Origin of the sequence: Nocardioides caricicola, from assembly GCF_039541135.1 — a bacterium.
In the GTDB taxonomy this organism is placed as follows: domain Bacteria; phylum Actinomycetota; class Actinomycetes; order Propionibacteriales; family Nocardioidaceae; genus Nocardioides; species Nocardioides caricicola.
The window spans coordinates 703,817-720,180 of the sequence record NZ_BAABFQ010000003.1 but is presented as its reverse complement, the minus strand read 5'-3'; the positions used below and the strand labels follow the sequence as shown (position 1 = coordinate 720,180).

The 16,364-nt window shown below is 70.2% G+C and carries 17 protein-coding genes and 1 riboswitch; of the genes, 10 read left to right on the top strand and 7 right to left on the bottom strand.

The window, feature by feature from the left end:
• Positions 1 to 77: 77 nt before the first annotated feature.
• The 4 genes from ctaC to ABD875_RS05230 all read left to right on the top strand — a co-directional run bounded on the left by ctaC (position 78) and on the right by ABD875_RS05230 (position 4,441).
• The gene (gene ctaC, locus ABD875_RS05245; protein ID WP_345171913.1) at positions 78 to 998 is read left to right on the top strand and encodes an aa3-type cytochrome oxidase subunit II; all 921 of its coding nucleotides are present in this window, start codon (positions 78 to 80) and stop codon (positions 996 to 998) included.
• Entirely contained in the window at positions 995 to 2,746 is a 1,752-nt protein-coding gene (ctaD, locus tag ABD875_RS05240) for an aa3-type cytochrome oxidase subunit I (protein WP_345171911.1), read from the top strand. The genes ctaC and ctaD overlap by 4 nt, the downstream gene beginning before the upstream one ends.
• Positions 2,746 to 3,144 (top strand): cytochrome c oxidase subunit 4, encoded by a 399-nt coding sequence (locus ABD875_RS05235; RefSeq protein ID WP_345171909.1) that lies wholly within the window; start codon positions 2,746 to 2,748, stop codon positions 3,142 to 3,144. The genes ctaD and ABD875_RS05235 overlap by 1 nt, the downstream gene beginning before the upstream one ends.
• 100 nt (positions 3,145 to 3,244) lie before the next feature.
• Positions 3,245 to 4,441 carry a L,D-transpeptidase gene (locus tag ABD875_RS05230; protein ID WP_345171907.1) on the top strand — a complete coding sequence of 399 codons (1,197 nt, stop codon included), beginning with the start codon at positions 3,245 to 3,247 and terminating at the stop codon, positions 4,439 to 4,441.
• A 102-nt stretch (positions 4,442 to 4,543) separates the two neighbouring features.
• Here the strand turns inward: ABD875_RS05230 and qcrB are convergent, their stop codons facing one another.
• Genes qcrB through ctaE form a run of 4 tightly spaced genes read right to left on the bottom strand, consistent with a single transcriptional unit; the run spans position 4,544 to position 8,960 of the window.
• Entirely contained in the window at positions 4,544 to 6,298 is a 1,755-nt protein-coding gene (gene qcrB, locus ABD875_RS05225; RefSeq protein ID WP_417614422.1) for a cytochrome bc1 complex cytochrome b subunit, read from the bottom strand.
• Entirely contained in the window at positions 6,298 to 7,362 is a 1,065-nt protein-coding gene (qcrA, locus tag ABD875_RS05220) for a cytochrome bc1 complex Rieske iron-sulfur subunit (protein ID WP_379187652.1), read from the bottom strand. Before qcrA ends, qcrB begins: the two co-directional genes overlap by 1 nt.
• Before the next feature lie 44 nt (positions 7,363 to 7,406).
• Complete coding sequence (qcrC, locus tag ABD875_RS05215; protein ID WP_379187521.1) at positions 7,407 to 8,279, bottom strand: cytochrome bc1 complex diheme cytochrome c subunit; 873 nt, start codon at positions 8,277 to 8,279, stop codon at positions 7,407 to 7,409.
• Between the two features lie 33 nt (positions 8,280 to 8,312).
• The gene (gene ctaE / locus ABD875_RS05210; RefSeq protein WP_345171901.1) at positions 8,313 to 8,960 is read right to left on the bottom strand and encodes an aa3-type cytochrome oxidase subunit III; all 648 of its coding nucleotides are present in this window, start codon (positions 8,958 to 8,960) and stop codon (positions 8,313 to 8,315) included.
• 80 nt (positions 8,961 to 9,040) lie between these two features.
• Here ctaE and ABD875_RS05205 point away from each other — a divergent pair, with 80 nt between their 5' ends.
• Genes ABD875_RS05205 through trpD form a run of 3 tightly spaced genes read left to right on the top strand, consistent with a single transcriptional unit; the run spans position 9,041 to position 11,422 of the window.
• Entirely contained in the window at positions 9,041 to 9,970 is a 930-nt protein-coding gene (locus ABD875_RS05205; protein ID WP_345171899.1) for a cytochrome c oxidase assembly protein, read from the top strand.
• 10 nt (positions 9,971 to 9,980) lie between these two features.
• The gene (locus tag ABD875_RS05200) at positions 9,981 to 10,400 is read left to right on the top strand and encodes an Rv3143 family two-component system response regulator (protein WP_345171897.1); all 420 of its coding nucleotides are present in this window, start codon (positions 9,981 to 9,983) and stop codon (positions 10,398 to 10,400) included.
• Positions 10,397 to 11,422 carry an anthranilate phosphoribosyltransferase gene (gene trpD, locus ABD875_RS05195; RefSeq protein ID WP_345171894.1) on the top strand — a complete coding sequence of 342 codons (1,026 nt, stop codon included), beginning with the start codon at positions 10,397 to 10,399 and terminating at the stop codon, positions 11,420 to 11,422. The genes ABD875_RS05200 and trpD overlap by 4 nt, the downstream gene beginning before the upstream one ends.
• On the opposite strand, the gene ABD875_RS05190 is transcribed toward trpD, so the two are convergent.
• From ABD875_RS05190 to ABD875_RS05180, 3 genes are read right to left on the bottom strand one after another with little or no spacing between them, the layout of a single operon-like run.
• Positions 11,419 to 12,033, bottom strand: coding sequence for a hypothetical protein (locus tag ABD875_RS05190; protein ID WP_345171892.1), 615 nt, complete (start codon positions 12,031 to 12,033; stop codon positions 11,419 to 11,421). The genes trpD and ABD875_RS05190 overlap by 4 nt on opposite strands.
• 9 nt (positions 12,034 to 12,042) lie before the next feature.
• On the bottom strand, positions 12,043 to 12,321 hold the full coding sequence (locus tag ABD875_RS05185; RefSeq protein WP_345171890.1) for an Lrp/AsnC family transcriptional regulator: 279 nt from the start codon (positions 12,319 to 12,321) through the stop codon (positions 12,043 to 12,045).
• Between the two features lie 10 nt (positions 12,322 to 12,331).
• Positions 12,332 to 14,128 (bottom strand): DEDD exonuclease domain-containing protein, encoded by a 1,797-nt coding sequence (locus tag ABD875_RS05180; RefSeq protein ID WP_345171888.1) that lies wholly within the window; start codon positions 14,126 to 14,128, stop codon positions 12,332 to 12,334.
• A gap of 105 nt (positions 14,129 to 14,233) precedes the next feature.
• Between ABD875_RS05180 and ABD875_RS05175 the strand changes: the two genes are divergently transcribed.
• From ABD875_RS05175 to ABD875_RS05165, 3 genes are all read left to right on the top strand, one after another.
• A complete protein-coding gene (locus tag ABD875_RS05175) occupies positions 14,234 to 14,485 on the top strand; it encodes a hypothetical protein (protein ID WP_345171886.1) in 252 nt (83 codons plus the stop codon).
• Entirely contained in the window at positions 14,482 to 15,720 is a 1,239-nt protein-coding gene (locus ABD875_RS05170; protein ID WP_345171884.1) for an NYN domain-containing protein, read from the top strand. Before ABD875_RS05175 ends, ABD875_RS05170 begins: the two co-directional genes overlap by 4 nt.
• A gap of 61 nt (positions 15,721 to 15,781) precedes the next feature.
• Complete coding sequence (locus tag ABD875_RS05165; protein WP_345171882.1) at positions 15,782 to 15,988, top strand: hypothetical protein; 207 nt, start codon at positions 15,782 to 15,784, stop codon at positions 15,986 to 15,988.
• 176 nt (positions 15,989 to 16,164) lie between these two features.
• Positions 16,165 to 16,331, top strand: a riboswitch (cyclic di-AMP (ydaO/yuaA leader).
• The last annotated feature ends 33 nt before the right edge of the window (positions 16,332 to 16,364 follow it).

Below are 16,364 nucleotides of genomic sequence, written 5' to 3'. Positions count from 1 at the left end.
TGCCCCACCGGTCAACTCGGGGTTGGATTCCGATAGTGTTCGGGCTATCCGTGATCGTTGAGAGAGAGGCTCAGACCTTGAGTCTGCAACTCCCCAAGCGTGCGGCCGCTGGAGCCGTCTTGGGCATCAGTGCGCTGGCACTGGGTGGCTGCTCGTCCGAGACCCAGGGCGAGTGGGAGCGGTTCGCCATGCCGGACCCCGCCTCCGCTCAGGGTGACCAGATCCTGAACCTGTGGCAGGGCGCCTGGATCGCCGCGCTGGTGACCGGCGTCATCGTCTGGGCGCTGATCTTCTGGGCGATCTTCAAGTTCCGCCGCCGCAGCGACGACGAGATCCCCGTGCAGACGCGCTACAACCTGCCGCTCGAGATCTTCTACACGATCGCCCCGATCATCATGGTGATCGTGTTCTTCGCGCACACCGTGGAGACGCAGAACTACGTCCTGGACGAGGACCGCGTCTCGCCGGTGGAGAACACCATCGAGGTCACCGGTCAGCAGTGGTCGTGGACGTTCAACTACGGCCTCGGTGAGATGGACCGCTCCGCCGACGACGACCTCGACGACGACGTGTTCCCGTACGAGTCGTACGTCTACACGGCCGGCACCGGCGCGAACATCCCGACCCTGGTGCTGCCGGTCAACGTGACCACGCGCTTCAACCTGCACTCGCCCGACGTGATCCACGACTTCGGCGTCCCGGCGTTCCTCATGAAGATGGACGTCATCCCGGGCCGGGTGAACCACTACGCGATCACGCCGACCGCCGAGGGCACCTACGCCGGCAAGTGCTACGAGCTCTGCGGCGTCTACCACTCGCGGATGCTCTTCGAAGTCAAGGTCGTCAGCCAGGAGGAGTACGACGCGTACGTCGCCGGGCTGGCCGACGAGTTCGAGGCCGAGGGCAAGACCCCCGGCGCTCCGGTTCTCGGCGGCGAGACGGCCAGCACCCAGGCCGGGCTCGAGTCCGGCGACGAGTCCGAGGAGGGGGCGGAGTGACCGCCACAGCAGCACACCCGACCAGCGTCTCCAGCCGTCCCAGGCTGGGGGAGCAGGTCGCGCGGATCCTCACGACCACGGACCACAAGCTGATCGGCAAGCTGTACCTCGGCACGTCGTTCGCCTGGTTCATGGTCGGCGGCCTGATGGCCATGCTGATCCGTTCGGAGCTCGCCTACCCGGGCATGCAGGTCGTGAACGACGAGCTCTACAACCAGCTCTTCACGATGCACGGCACGATCATGCTGCTGCTGTTCGCGACCCCGCTGTTCTTCGGCTTCGCGAACGTGATCATGCCGCTGCAGATCGGCTCGCCCGACGTCGCCTTCCCGCGCCTGAACATGTTCAGCTACTGGCTGTTCCTGTTCGGCGGCCTGATCGCCGCGTCCGGCTTCCTCACCCCGCAGGGCGCGGCCGACTTCGGCTGGTTCGCCTACACCCCGCTGTCGGACGCCGTCCGCTCGCCGGGTGTCGGCGGTGACCTCTGGATCATGGGCCTGTGGATGGCCGGTCTCGGCACCATCCTCGGCGCCGTCAACTTCATCACCACGATCATCTGCATGCGCGCGCCCGGCATGACGATGTTCCGGATGCCGATCTTCGTCTGGAACACGCTGGTCACCAGCCTGCTCGTGCTGATCGCGTTCCCGGTGCTCGCCGGCGCGCTGCTCTCGCTCGAGGCCGACCGCCAGCTCGGAGCCCACGTCTTCGACACCGCCCACGGCGGCGCGATCTTGTGGCAGCACCTGTTCTGGTTCTTCGGTCACCCCGAGGTGTACATCATCGCGCTGCCGTTCTTCGGCATCGTGACCGAGATCCTGCCGGTCTTCAGCCGCAAGCCGATCTTCGGCTACATCGGCCTGGTCGGCGCGACCCTCGGCATCGCGATCCTGTCCGTCGCCGTGTGGGCGCACCACATGTTCGTCACCGGCGCCGTGGACCTGCCGTTCTTCTCCGGCATGACGTTCCTGATCGCCGTACCGACAGGTGTGAAGTTCTTCAACTGGATCGGGACGATGTGGGGCGGGTCCATCTCGTTCGACACGCCCATGCTCTGGTCGATCGGCTTCCTCACGACCTTCCTCTTCGGTGGTCTGACCGGCATCATCCTGGCCAGCCCGCCCCTGGACTTCCACGTGTCCGACTCGTACTTCGTGGTCGCGCACTTCCACTACGTCGTGTTCGGCACCGTCGTGTTCGCGATGTTCGCGGGCTTCTACTTCTGGTGGCCGAAGATGACCGGGCGGATGCTCGACGAGCGCCTCGGCAAGCTGCACTTCTGGCTGCTGTTCATCGGCTTCCACCTGACGTTCCTCGTCCAGCACTGGGTCGGTGTCGAGGGCATGCCGCGTCGCTACGCCGACTACCTGCCCGGCGACGGCTTCACCACGCTGAACCAGGTCTCCACCGTCGGTGCGTTCCTGCTCGGTGCCTCGACGCTGCCGTTCCTCTACAACGTCTACGTCTCCCGCAAGGCGCCGCTGGTCAACACCGACGACCCGTGGGGCTGGGGCCGCTCGCTCGAGTGGGCCACCAGCTGCCCGCCGCCGCGCCACAACTTCGTGACGATCCCGCGGATCCGGTCGGAGTCCCCGGCCTTCGACCTGCACCACCCGGAGGTGGCCGCGATCGAGCTCGAGGACAACGAGGCCGCCCGCGAGGGCAAGCCGGCGGACGCTCCTGACATGGAGGGCCGCGAGGAGATGCTCCACGAGCGCACCGACGACACCCCGGAGGGCAACGCCTGATGAAGTCCGAAGCCTGGATCTTCGCGATCTGCACGATCTTCTTCGTGCTGGTCAGCCCGGCGTACTGGTTCATCACCGGCGACTGGACGGGCACGTCCGCCCTGGTGATGACCACCCTGCTCTCCGCCATGGTGACCGGGTACCTCGGCTTCCACGCCAAGAACATGGACCCGCGACCCGAGGACCGCAAGGACGGCGAGATCGCCGACGGCGCGGGCGAGCTGGGCTTCTTCCCGCCGTACTCCTGGTGGCCGCTGTGGTGCGCGCTCACGCTGAGCGTGTGCGTGTACGGCATCGCCATGGGCGCGTGGTGGCTGTTCATCATCGGGATGATGCTCGGCACGCTGGCCCTGATCGGCTGGATCTTCGAGTACTACCGCGGCGTGCACGCTCACTGAGCGTCCGAGACGACTCTCACGCCGCGCCGAATCGGCACGCTGGGGCTCCCCGGTTACGCTGGTCTCACGACCACGCAGTAGATCCCGGGGAGCCTTCAGCATGTCCGACCGTCGTCTTCGCCTGTGCTCGATCGCGCTCCTCGCGACCGCGTCGCTCGCCCTGACGGCCTGCCAGGCCAAGGACAGCCTCCCCGGTGGCGAGGCCGACGAGCCGTCGGCCAGCACCTCCGAGACCCCGCTCGCGCCCCTGAAGCTGGTCTCCAGCGTCAGGAAGGGCGCCTCCGGCGTCCCGGTCGACCGGGAGGTCTCCGTGTCCGCCACGGGCGGCACGATCGAGTCCGTCGCCGTGACGTCCTCGCTGGGCGAGCTCGCCGGTGAGCTGTCGACCGACGGCGCCAGCTGGACCGCGACCGACCGGCTCGAGCCCGGGACGACGTACCGGATGAGGACGGTGGCCGCTCGCGCGGACGGCGAGCGGGTCACCCGCACCGCGTCGTTCACGACCCAGGACCTCACCCTCGACGAGCAGACCTACCCGTCCGTCGCGCCGCTGGCCGACGAGACCGTGGGTGTCGGGATGCCGGTGATCGTCACCTTCGACCTGCCGGTGGAGGACAAGGCGGCGTTCGAGAAGAACATGCACGTCACCTCCACGCCGCAGCAGGAGGGCTCCTGGCACTGGCTGAGCAGCACCGAGGCGCACTGGCGCCCGAAGACGTTCTGGAAGCCGGACACCGACGTGCACGTCGACATCGACGTGAACAGCGTCGACGCCGGCAACGGCATCTACGGCCAGGAGAACCGCGAGCTCGACTTCCACGTCGGTGACGCGCACATCTACAAGGTCGACATGAAGACCCACCAGATGAAGGTCTTCAGCAACGGCAAGCTGCTGCGCACCATCCCGATCACCACCGGGGAGCAGCCGGCGTTCACCACCCGCACGGGCACCAAGGTGATCATCGAGAAGTTCGACTCCAAGACGATGAACTCCGAGACCGTCGGCATCACCGGTGCGGACGCCTACAACATCGACAACGTCCAGTGGGCGATGCGCCTGACGTACTCCGGCGAGTTCATCCACGCCGCCCCGTGGTCGGTCGGTTCCCAGGGCTACGCCAACGTCTCCCACGGCTGCACGGGCATGAGCACCGAGAACGCCGGCTGGCTCTACGCCATGTCGCGGCGCGGCGACGTCGTCCAGTACACCGGCAGCGACAAGCCGATGACCCTCGACAACGGCTACGGCGACTGGAACGCGTCGTACGCGAAGTACCGGCAGGGCTCCGCACTCTGACCTGAGGCGCTCTGACCTGAGCCGACGGCCAGGCGGGCCGCTCCGGCGCAACACAAAGGCCGCCCGACTCCCGTGGGGGAGTGGGCGGCCTTCGTAGTGCGGTCAGTGCCCGCGCAGGTGCTCGTCCTCGACCAGGTGGTGGCCGTCGAACTGGTGGCCGTCGGCCGCGTGGCCGTCCACGCCCGCCTGGAGCTCGTGCTCGTGCTCGGCGTGGTGGTGGCCCTCGGCGAGCTCCTCCGGAGTCGGCTTCTGCGCGTTGTCCGCGTAGTACAGCGTGCGGAGGCGGTGACGCAGACCGGCGAGCCGGCCGCCACCGGGGGCGGGGATGCCGTTGTCGTCGGTGCCACCCGACGGCAGGCCGTTCGGCACCGGGTCGCGGTCGCGAGCCGTGAGCGTGTACGCCGTCGACTCGGGCAGCGGGAGGTGCCTCTCGGAGTAGCCGCCCTCGGCGGAGCGCATGATGATGCCGGTCTCGTACCCGTGCAGCAGCGTCTCGTTGTCCTTGCGCTGCAGCGAGATGCACCAGCGCCGGGTGATGACGAAGGCGATGATCGGGCCGATGATCACCGCGGCACGCATGAAGTACGTGATCTGGTTGATCGACGCGTTCAGCGTGATCGCGATGATGTCGTTGCCACCGGCCGCCCAGAAGAGGCCGTACATCGTCATCAGCGCCACCATCAGCGCGGTGCGGGTCGGCGCGTTGCGCGGCCGCTCGAGCAGGTGGTGCTCGCGCTTGTCGCCGGTGATCCACGCGTCGATGAACGGCAGCAGCAGCAGGATCAGGAACATCACGATCGGCAGCACCAGGATCGGCAGCATCACGTTCCAGCTGATCGTGACGCCCCAGATCTCGGTCTCGAGTCCGGGCATGATGCGCAGCGCGCCGTCGGGCCAGCCCATGTACCAGTCGGGCTGGGAGCCCGCGGTGACCTTGGACGGGTCGTACGGCCCGTACTTCCACACCGGGTTGATGGTGAGCAGGGCGCCCATCATCGCGGTGATGCCGAAGACGATGAAGAAGAACCCGCCGGCCTTGGCGGCGTACACCGGCAGCATCGGGTAGCCGACGACGTTCTGCTCGGTGCGGCCGGGGCCAGGCCACTGCGTGTGCTTGTGGTAGACGAGCAGCAGCATGTGGGCGGCGATCAGGGCCAGCAGCAGGCCCGGGATCAGCAGCACGTGGACGGTGAACAGGCGCGGGATGATCGCCTCGCCCGGGAACTCGCCGCCGAAGAGCAGGAACGACATGTACGTGCCGACCACCGGGGACGCCTTGATGAAGCCGTCGGCGGCGCGGACGCCGGTGCCGGACAGCAGGTCGTCGGGCAGCGAGTAGCCGGTGAAGCCCTCGAGCGTGCCGAGGATCAGCAGCAGGCAGCCGATGACCCAGTTCAGCTCACGCGGCTTGCGGAACGCGCCGGTGAAGAACACGCGGAGCAGGTGCACCATCATCGACGCGACGAACAGCATCGCGGCCCAGTGGTGCATCTGGCGCATCAGCAGACCGCCGCGGACGTCGAACGAGATGTGCAGGCTCGAGGCGTATGCCTCGGACATCTCGATGCCGCGCAGCTGGTCGTAGGAGCCGTTGTAGGTGACCTCGCCCATGCTCGGGGTGAACCACAGCGTGAGGAACACGCCGGTCATGAGCAGGACGACGAAGCTCCACAGCGCGATCTCGCCGAGCATGAAGGACCAGTGGTCCGGGAAGACCTTGCGCAGCTGCTTCTTGCCCAGCGCGGCGAGGCCGAGCCGGTCGTCGGCCCAGCCCGCGACGGCGCCGACGCGGTTCGGCTTCTTCGCCGTGGCGGCCGTGGTGGTGTTGCTGGTGGCAACCTTGGTGGTGTCCATGATCAGCCACGCTCCCAGTAGCTAGGGCCGACAGGTTCGTCGAACGGTGCCGTCGCGATGAGGTACCCCTCCTCGTCGACGCCCAGCGGCAGCTGGGGCAGCGCACGAGCCGCCGGGCCGAACACGACCTTGGCGGAGTCGGCGAGGTCGAACGTCGACTGGTGGCAGGGGCACAGCAGGTGGTGGGTCGTGCGCTCGTACAGCGAGATCGGGCACCCGACGTGGGTGCAGATCTTCGAGTAGCAGACGATGCCGTCGACCGCCCAGTTCTCCCGGCCCTCGCCGTGGATGATCTCGTCCGGCTCCATCCGGACGACGACCACGGCGCCCTTGGACTTGTTGATCTGGAGCACGACGCCCTCGAGCGGCTCGCCGTCCTCGCCGCCGTTGAAGATGCCCTCCGGCTCGCCGTTGATCAGGTCGCCGATCTCGAGGTCACCCGGGCGGATGGGCGTGCCGGTGACGTCGCGCACGACGCGCATGCCCTCGACCCAGATGGTGTTCTCGATGCCGGCGCCCGGGTAGTCGTACTTCTTGTCCGGCCCGACCTGGTTCGGCTTGGGGCCGAGGTCCCACAGCGGGATGAGCGCGGTGACGCCGACCAGGCCCACGGCGCTGAGCAGCGAGTTGCGCACCAGCGGGCGTCGGCCGATGCCGGACTCCTCGATGCCGGTGTTCAGCGCGGTCAGCGCCATCTCGCGGTCGGCCTCGGACGACCCGGCGGGGTGGCGGTACTCCACGATCTCCTGGTCGGCCATCAGCTTGCGGGCCAGCTGGATGATGCCGATGCCGATGAACAGCAGCGCACCGGCCAGCGCGAGGCCGAGCGTCAGGTTGGACGCGCCGAAGCCACCGATGGTGTCCCAGTCCTCGCCCACGTCGAAGGTGAAGTAGGAGACCACGAACAGCACGGTGCAGATCGCCGACAGACCGAACAGGGTCGCGACCTGGCGCTCGGCGCGCCGCTCGGCCTTGGGGTCGACGTCGGTCGGCCGCCAGTGGTGCTCGGGCAGCCCCGGGTTGGGGTAGAGGTCGTCGGTCACGGCCGGGTCCGGCACGTTGGACAGCTCGTGACCGGGCTCGTCCTCGGGCACGTCCTTCTCGTGGTCGCTCACGCGTCCGCCTTCTTCTTGTTCGAACGGGTGGTGTGGGCGGCGATCCAGACTGCCGCGCCGACGCAGGCACCGATGCCCAGGAGCCAGGCCGCCATGCCCTCCGGGACGGGGCCGAAGCCACCGAGGCCGAAGCCGCCGTAGTTCGGCTGCTCCTCGAGGGACTCGAGGTAGGCGATGACGTTGCGCTTGCTCTCGGGCGGGAGGTTGCCGTTGCTGAAGTTCGGCATGTTCTGCGGGCCGGTCAGCAGCGCCTCGTAGATGTAGCGGGGCTCGACGCCACGGATGCGCGGGGCGTAGCCGCCGCGCGGCATGGCGCCGCCGGAGCCCTCGAAGTTGTGGCACGCCGTGCAGTTGGTGAGGAAGATCTGGCCACCGTTGACGATCGCCTGCTGGCGCTCCTCCTCGGAGAGACCCTCCAGGGTGTAGTCCGACTCGTCCGGGATCGCCGGACCGGGCCCCAGCGAGGCGACGAACGCGGCGAGCGCGGCGATCTCCTCCTCGGAGTACGTCTCCTTCTTCTGGGGCACCTGCGCGCCGGGCTGCGCCATCGGCATCCGGCCGGTGCCGACCTGGAAGTCGACCGCGGCGGCGCCGACGCCGACCAGCGACGGGCCGAGCTGGCTCTCGCCGTCCTCGGCCAGCACGCCCTCGCCGTTCTGGCCGTGGCAGAAGGAGCAGCCCACGATGAACAGCTGGCGGCCCTGCTCGATCTGCTCGGCGGAGCTCTTCGCCGAGCCCGCCTGGGCCGGCGAGAACGCGGTGTACAGGCCACCGGTGAGCAGCAGGCCGAGCAGCACGACGGCCAGGCCGGCGAGCGGACCGCGACGGTGCCGGGAGAGCCGGCCGGCGGAACGGTTCAGGAGACGCACGTTGTGTCCTTGCGGTAGTTCGGTCTGCTGGGGCTACTTGACGAGGTAGATGGTCGCGAAGAGGCCGATCCACACCACGTCGACGAAGTGCCAGTAGTACGACACGACGATCGCGCTGACCGCCTGCTCGTGGGTGAACTTGCGCGCGACGTAGGTGCGCCCGAGCACGAAGAGGAAGGCGATGAGGCCGCCGGTCACGTGGAGACCGTGGAAGCCGGTGGTGAGGTAGAACATCGTCCCGTACGCCGAGTCCTGGATCGTCACGCCCTCCGCGATGAGCGCGGCGTACTCGGTGGCCTGGCCGGCGATGAAGACCGCGCCCATGACGTAGGTGAGGATGAACCACTCACGCAGGCCCCAGCCCTTGACGTTGAGGACCGAGCCGGTGCGGCCGACCTGGCCCCGCTCGGCGGCGAAGACGCCGAGCTGGCAGGTGACCGAGGAGAGCACCAGGATCGTGGTGTTGGCCGTGGCGAACGGGATGTTCAGGAGCTCGGTGTTCATCTCCCACAGCTCTGGGCTGACCGCCCGGATCGTGAAGTACGACGCGAACAGGGCCGCGAAGAACATCAGCTCGCTGGAGAGCCAGATGATCGTCCCGACGCTGACCATGCTCGGTCGGTCGTGGTGCCCGTGCAGTCGGGAGGCCGGAATCGCTGTTGCAGTCGCCACGGGCGTCATTATGTCGTGACCTGAGGACGAGGGCACCCCGGGGTGCCGTGTTTCGGGGTCCTAAAGTTCACAGAGTGCCGATTGCGACCGTGACAGTCCTCGAGACGAGCCTGCCGAGGTTCTCCGCGGGTTCGATTTTCGGACAGTGGGAGCTGGCGCCGGTCCCCTTCGTGATCACGGTCTGGGCGGTCGGTTTCTACCTCGTCGGGGTGCGCACGCTCCAGCGGCGCGGGGACCGCTGGCCGTGGGGCCGGACGCTGTCGTTCGTGGTCGTCGGGATGGGTCTGTTCCTGTTCGCGACGTCGTCCGGGCTGGCGGCGTACGACACGACGCTGGTCAGCGTGCACATGGTCCAGCACATGGTGCTGTCGATGCTGGTGCCGATGGCGCTCGCGCTGGGTGCCCCGGTGACCCTCGCGCTGCGGACCCTGCCGCCCGGCCTGCGCCGCGGGCTGCTGGCGGTGCTGCACTCGCGGGTCGCGAAGGTGCTGTCCTTCCCGCCGCTGACGTTCCTGCTCTACGTGATCTCGCCGTGGGCGCTCTACTTCTCCGGCTGGTACGAGGCGACGCTGCACTCGGCGTACCTGCACGAGATGATGCACGTGCACCTCGTGCTCGTCGGGTCGCTGTTCTTCTGGCCGATCATCGGCGTCGACCCCGTCCCCGGGCGGGTGAGCTACCCGTTCCGGATGCTGCTGGTGGTGCTGACGCTGCCGTTCCACGCGTTCCTGGGCGTCACGATCATGGGCCAGGACACGCTGCTCGGCGGCGACTGGTACCCGAACCTGCACGACGGACCGATGGGCACCTGGCTGCCCGACCCGTACGACGACCAGCACCTGGCCGGGGGGCTGCTGTGGGGCTCGGGGGACCTGGTCGCCCTGGTGCTGTTCGGCGTGCTGTTCACCCAGTGGGTGCGGTCGTCGATGAAGGAGGCCGCCCGGGAGGACCGCCGCCTCGACCTGATCGAGGCGCGAGAACGCGCGGCTGCGCGCCACGACGCCGACGCCGACGGGTAGCATCGCCGCCGTGAGCGACTCGACCACCCGGACCGAGCCCCTGCGGGTGCTCGTCTACAGCGACGACGTGAACACCCGCCAGCAGGTCATCTTGGCCCTCGGCCGACGACCGCACCCCGACCTGCCCGAGGTCGAGTACGTCGAGGTGGCGACCGAGCCGGTCGTGATCCAGAACATGGACGCCGGCGCGATCGACCTGGCGATCCTCGACGGCGAGGCCGTCCCGGCCGGTGGCATGGGCATCGCCAAGCAGCTCAAGGACGAGATCTACCAGTGCCCGCCGGTCGTCGTGCTGACCGGCCGGCCCCAGGACGCCTGGCTGGCGACCTGGTCGCGCGCGGAGGCCGCGGTGCCGCACCCGCTGGACCCGATCCAGCTGGCCGAGACCGTGATCTCCCTGCTCCGCTCCCGCGTGCCTGCGGGCAGGTGACCACCTGGCCCGAGGTCCTGGGCGCGCTCGTCGCCGGCACGGACCTCCGTGCGGAGCAGACCGCCTGGGCCATGGGCGAGATCCTCTCCGGTGAGGCCACGCCCGTGCAGGTCGCCGGGTTCGCGGTCGCGCTGCGCGCCAAGGGCGAGACCATCGACGAGGTCCTGGGCCTGGTCGACTCCATGTACGGCGCGGCGACCCCGCTGAGCGTCCCCGGTCGGCTGCTCGACGTCGTCGGCACCGGCGGTGACCGCTCGATGTCGGTCAACATCTCGACGATGTCGGCGATCGTGGCGGCCGGCGCCGGCGCCCGCGTCGTCAAGCACGGCAACCGGTCGGCGTCCTCGCAGTCCGGCTCCGCCGACGTGCTCGAGCAGCTCGGCATCCGGCTCGACCTCGCGCCGGACCGCGTGGCCGCGGTCGCCGAGGAGGCCGGCATCACGTTCTGCTTCGCCGCGACGTTCCACCCGGCGATGCGGCACGCCGCCGTCGCCCGCCGGGAGCTGGGCATCGGCACCACGTTCAACCTGCTCGGCCCGCTGACCAACCCCGCCCGCGCCGGCGCGCAGGCGATCGGCTGCGCCGACCCGCGGCTGGCGCCGGTCATGGCCGGCGTGTTCGCCCGCCGGGGGGCCGACGCGTGGGTCTTCCGCGGTGACGACGGGCTCGACGAGCTCACCACCACGACCTCCTCGCGGGTGTGGTGGGTGCACGAGGGGGAGGTGCGGGAGAGCACGATCGACCCCGCCGACTTCGGCATCGAGCGCGGCACCACCGAGGCCCTGCGCGGCGGCGACGCCGCCCACAACGCCGACGTCGTACGCCGGCTGCTCGACGGCGAGGCCGGCGCGGTGCGCGACGCCGTCGTGCTCAACGCCGGCGCCGCCCTCGCGGTGTACGCCCACCCCGGGACGCCTCCCGCCGAGGCGCTGGCCGCCGGCATCGAGCAGGCCCGCGAGGCGGTCGACTCCGGAGCCGCGAAGGCCACCCTCGAGCGGTGGGTGGCCGCGAGCTCCCGCTAGGTCAGGTCGAGGACGTAGGAGTCGCCGCTGCTGCGGAAGCCGACCCGGTCGTAGTAGGCGTTGACCATGTTCGGCGGCGTCGTGACGCGGCGCACGCCGAGGTCGGTGAAGATCCCGCTGCGGCGCCACACGAACTCGCCCGGGCTGAAGTCGCGGTAGCGCGGCGTGACGTAGTCGAGGCGGATCCGGGCGGTGTCGCCCTCGCAGGTCACGATCACGACGCCGACGGTCTCGTCGCCCTTGGTGACGAGGAAGGCGTGGTCGGTGTCCTGGTCGGGGTCCCAGAGGAAGTCGGGCTGGTACCTCAAGATGTCGTCGCCGTGCACGCGCAGCACGTGGCGCAGGTACTCGTCGTACGGGTCGACCTCGAGCACCTCGAACGCGGCCTCGTCGTGCCGCTCCCGCAGCAGGCGGGCGAGGAAGAAGACGTTGATGCCCGCGAGCACGACGTTCTGCGCAGCCATCGACCACACGCCGATCGCCGCGTTGAAGAAGCCCAGCACGCAGCAGGCGACCAGGTTGAGCGCCCGGAACCGCAGCACCCGGGTCTGCAGCAGCGAGAAGATCAGCAGCGCGCTGCCGGACCACCCGAGGACCTCGAGCCAGGGCACGACCGGCGCCTAGTCCAGACCGAGGGAGAACGCCGTCTCGAGGTCGTGACGCGAGTAGGTGCGGAACGCGATGTGGGTCTCGGTCGCGTTGACGCCCGGCACCTTGTTGAGCTTGTCGGCGACCACGGTGGCGACGTCCTCGTGGGCCTTCACGCGCACCAGCGCGATCAGGTCGATCTGGCCGGTCACGGAGTAGACCTCGCTGACACCGTCGAGCGCGGCGATCGCCTCGGCGACCTCGGGGATCCGGGCGACGTCGGCCTTCACGAACACGATGGCGGTGATCATGCGACGGACACTAACGGACCGGTTGGTGCACCGTGGACAGCCCGCGGCGCTCGGCGAACGGCACCAGCGAGAGCCGCGACTGGTTGACCGCGTCGTGGACCGCGAGGTGCCGCGTGGCGCCCGCGACCGGGCAGGTCCACTCGCCGTCGACGTCGACCAGGCGGATGCCCGGGGACTCCAGCCAGCGCAGCACCTTCTCGGTCTCCTCGGCGGTCGCCGCCGGGGTCGGGCCGGGCGCGGGGGTGACGGTCTCGGCCGACAGCCGCAAGGTGGCGACGTAGTCGTGCGCGTCGGCACCGGACGGGATCACGCCGGCGGCGGCCAGCCGGCCGTAGCGGACCACGTGGACCTCCCAGCGGCCGCCCCCTCCGGTCGACAGGGTCTCGCGGCGCGCGGCCACGACCTCCGGGCAGCGCGTGAGCGCGGTGAGCCGCTGGGTGCGGGCCGCGGCGCGCACGAACGCGGCGAGCCGGTCGCGGTGCACGCCGGCCTCCTCGAACCGCTCGTCGGCGGCCAGGACGGCCATCCGCGCGTTGATCGCGTCGACCACCTCGTCGGGACGGCGCAGCAGCGAGTCGCGCAGCTGGCGCACGACCGCGGCGTACGTCGACTCGTCCACGCTGCCGTCGCAGGGGGACAGGCACCGGCCCATCTCGGCGAGCACGCACGGGGCCCGGCTGGCGGCCTTGGCGAGCCGGTCGGAGCACTGCCGGACCGGGAACGTGTCGTGGAGCGCCGCCAGGCACTTCTCGGCCGTCTTCCGCGACGAGAACGGGCCGAGGTAGTCGGCGTCGTCATCGAGCACCCGGCGCACCAGCGACAGCCGCGGCCACGGCTCGCGGGTGAGCTTGATGAAGTGCACCTTCTCGGGGAAGCGCGAGCGCCGGTTGTAGCGCGGCTTGTGCTCGGCGATCAGCCGCAGCTCGCGCACCTCGGCCTCGAGCGCGGTCGCGCACTCGATGCCGTCGACGCGGCTGGCGATGCCGACCATCTCGCCCATCCGGGAGCGGGTCTCGGAGGCGGTGAAGTAGGACCGCACCCGGCTGCGCAGGTCGCGGGAGGTGCCGACGTACAGCACCCGGGCGCGGTCGTCGCGGAACAGGTAGACGCCCGGGGCGTGGGGGAGCGACTCGGCGAGGTGCCGCTTCTTGCGCTGCGCGGTGGTGACCCGCGAGGAGAACGTCTGCAGCTCCTCGAGCGTCTGCACCCCGAGGCCGCCGAGGCGCTCCATCATCCCGTGCAGCACGTGCACGGTGGCGCGGGCGTCCTCCAGCGCGCGGTGGTTGGGCGTCACCGGGGAGCCGAACGCCTTCGCGAGCGAGGAGAGCTTGCAGTTGGGGGCGTCGTCGCGGGTGATCACGCGGCGCGCGAGCCGGGCGGTGTCGAGCACCTCGAACCGCGGCCACGCGCGGCCCTGCTGCTCGGCGAAGTACTTGAGGAACCCGACGTCGAACGGCGCGTTGTGGGCGACCAGCACGCAGCCCGCGGCGAACTCCAGGAACGACGGCAGCGCGGACTCGATCGGCGGGGCGTCGGCGACCATGGAGTTGGTGATGCCGGTGAGCACGGCGATGAACGCCGGGATCTCGGTGTGCGGGTTGACCAGCGTCTGGAACTCGCCGAGCACCTCGCCGCCGCGCACCTTCACCGCGCCGATCTCGGTGACCATCGCGCCACCCTCGGCCGAGCCGCCGGTGGTCTCGAGGTCGACGACGCAGAACGTGATGTCGCGCAGCGGGCGGCCCAGCTCGTCGAAACTGCGTTGCGACTCCCACCGGGACGTCGCACCCTGAACGGCGCTGGACATGGAAACGACGCTAGATCGGGGCACCGACAATCCCCGGGAGAACGCGCGGGACCCCCGTAGGCTGTGGGTGCCCAGCAGGGAGGAACAGCACGAGAGGAGGCGCCGATGACCGCATCGTCACGCACGGGCATTCCCGACGACGGCCAGCGCTGGCGCTGCTCGGGCTGCGGCAACCTCACCCGCTTCGACGTGACCCGGACCCGGCGGACGACCGAGTTCTGGCACTTCGACCTCGGTGGCGAGCACCGCGTCGAGGACACCGAGGTGCGCGCCGAGGCGCTGGAGTCCGTCACCTGCCGCTGGTGCGGGCGCTCCGACGCGATCGAGCTCGTCCCACGCCACCAGCCGGCGCCATGAGCCGGCCAGCACTCGCGGACCTGCCCGAGCCGGTCCGCGCGCGCGTCGTCGCGCTGACCGCCGACGTGCTGCCCGACGTCCCCAAGCCCCCGGCGCCCGTGCGCCGGGTGGCGACGTTCGCGCCCGCCCGTCGCGCCAAGCTCGGCGGCACCGCGATCGCCGAGGCCCTGGCCGACGACGACTTCCGCAGCCACGTCGGCACCCAGGTCGCGGCCCGCGCCGGCGCCGCCACGGATCCTGCCGGCGAGGCGGCGCAGGCCTGGCTGACCCGGCCCGAGGGCTGGGAGGACGCCGTCGCCGAGGCGGTACGCCGGGTCGCGGCCCAGCCGGACCCGGCCGGCGACCGCGCCGAGCGCGAGGTCGAGCGGCTGCGGCAGCGTCTCGCCGACGCCGAGCAGTCGGTGCGCGAGCTCAAGGCGGCCCACCGCGCCCAGCTCGACGAGATGAAGGGTGAGAACACCACCCTGCGCCGCAAGCTCGGCGACACCCGGGTCTCCGAGCGCGAGGCGCGCGCCGCCGCGGAGGAGGCGGCTGCCGCTCAGGCGAAGGCGGAGAGCGCCGCGGACGAGCGGTGCGCGGCGCTGGAGAAGGAGAACCGGCGACTGCGGGCCCAGCTCGAGCGGGTCGAGTCCGAGGTCGCGCAGGGCCGCCGCGACGCCCGCTCCGAGCGGGACGAGGCGACGCTGCGCGCGCGGGTGCTGCTGGAGACCGTCATCGACGCCGCGAACGGCCTGCAGCGCGAGCTCGCGCTCCCGCAGGTCAGCGGCTCGCCCGGCGACCGTGTGCAGGCCGACATCGCCGAGTCGGGGCAGCGGGTGCCGAGCCAGGCGGCGCTCGAGCAGTACCTCGCGATGCCGCGCGCCCGGCTGGTCGTCGACGGCTACAACGTCAGCAAGGCGGCGTGGCCGACCTCGCCGCTGGAGGCGCAGCGGATCCGGCTGATGCAGGCGCTGGCGCCGCTGGTCGCGCGCACCGGCGCGGAGACGACCGTCGTCTTCGACGCCGCCGACACCGACCACCGACCGCCGGTGAACGCGCCACGCGGCGTGCGCGTGCTGTTCAGCCCGCGCGGGGTGATCGCCGACGACGTGATCCGCGACCTGGTCGCGGCCGAGCCCGAGGGGCGCGTCGTCGTCGTGGTCACCGCCGACCAGGCGGTCGCGCGCGACGTGACCCGCGGCGGTGCCCGTGTCGTACCCCCCGAGGCGCTTCTCGACCTCGTGACCCGTTCGTAGACACGCCGCCGCCTCGCGGTCTCGAGGGCCGTTGTCGGTGGTCCCTGCGACCGTTCCTGACATGAACACGCGAATCGACTGTGACACCTGCACGGTGCGGGGTCTGCACTGCCACGACTGCGTGGTGACCGTCCTGCTCGGCCCACCGCCCGAGCTCACCTTCGACGACGACGCGCGGGACGCGCTCGACGTCCTCGCCCAGAGCGGCCTGGTCCCGCCGCTGCGCCTCGTCCAGCCGGTCGACGGACCGCACATGGAGTCCGCGTGAGCCCGCCCGGGCCGTGACTCGTGTGACTGGTGTGATCTGTGTGACTCTCCCGCGTCAAATTTCCGGCCCAGCGCCGAAAAAGACCCGAGACACCGGTTGAAAGTTTGGTGAGGCCCGGCGGGCCCCTCTAGTGTGTGTCGCTCAGGTGGCCGTGGAAGTGGATCACTCGGATCCGCGCGGTCACCGCGCTGAGTCTCGGACCGGTCTCGACCGTTCCGGGAGCCGGGGAACCAACTGTGGTCGCAGGCTGGCCACGTGGGGTGAATCCTCCGCACTGCGGAGGTAGGACAAGCGTCGCGTCCGAATCCGTCAGCTCACCCGGTAGGCGTCCGACGTACAAGGAGAGCGCCCGCTCGTGCAGAACGGCCGGAAGCGA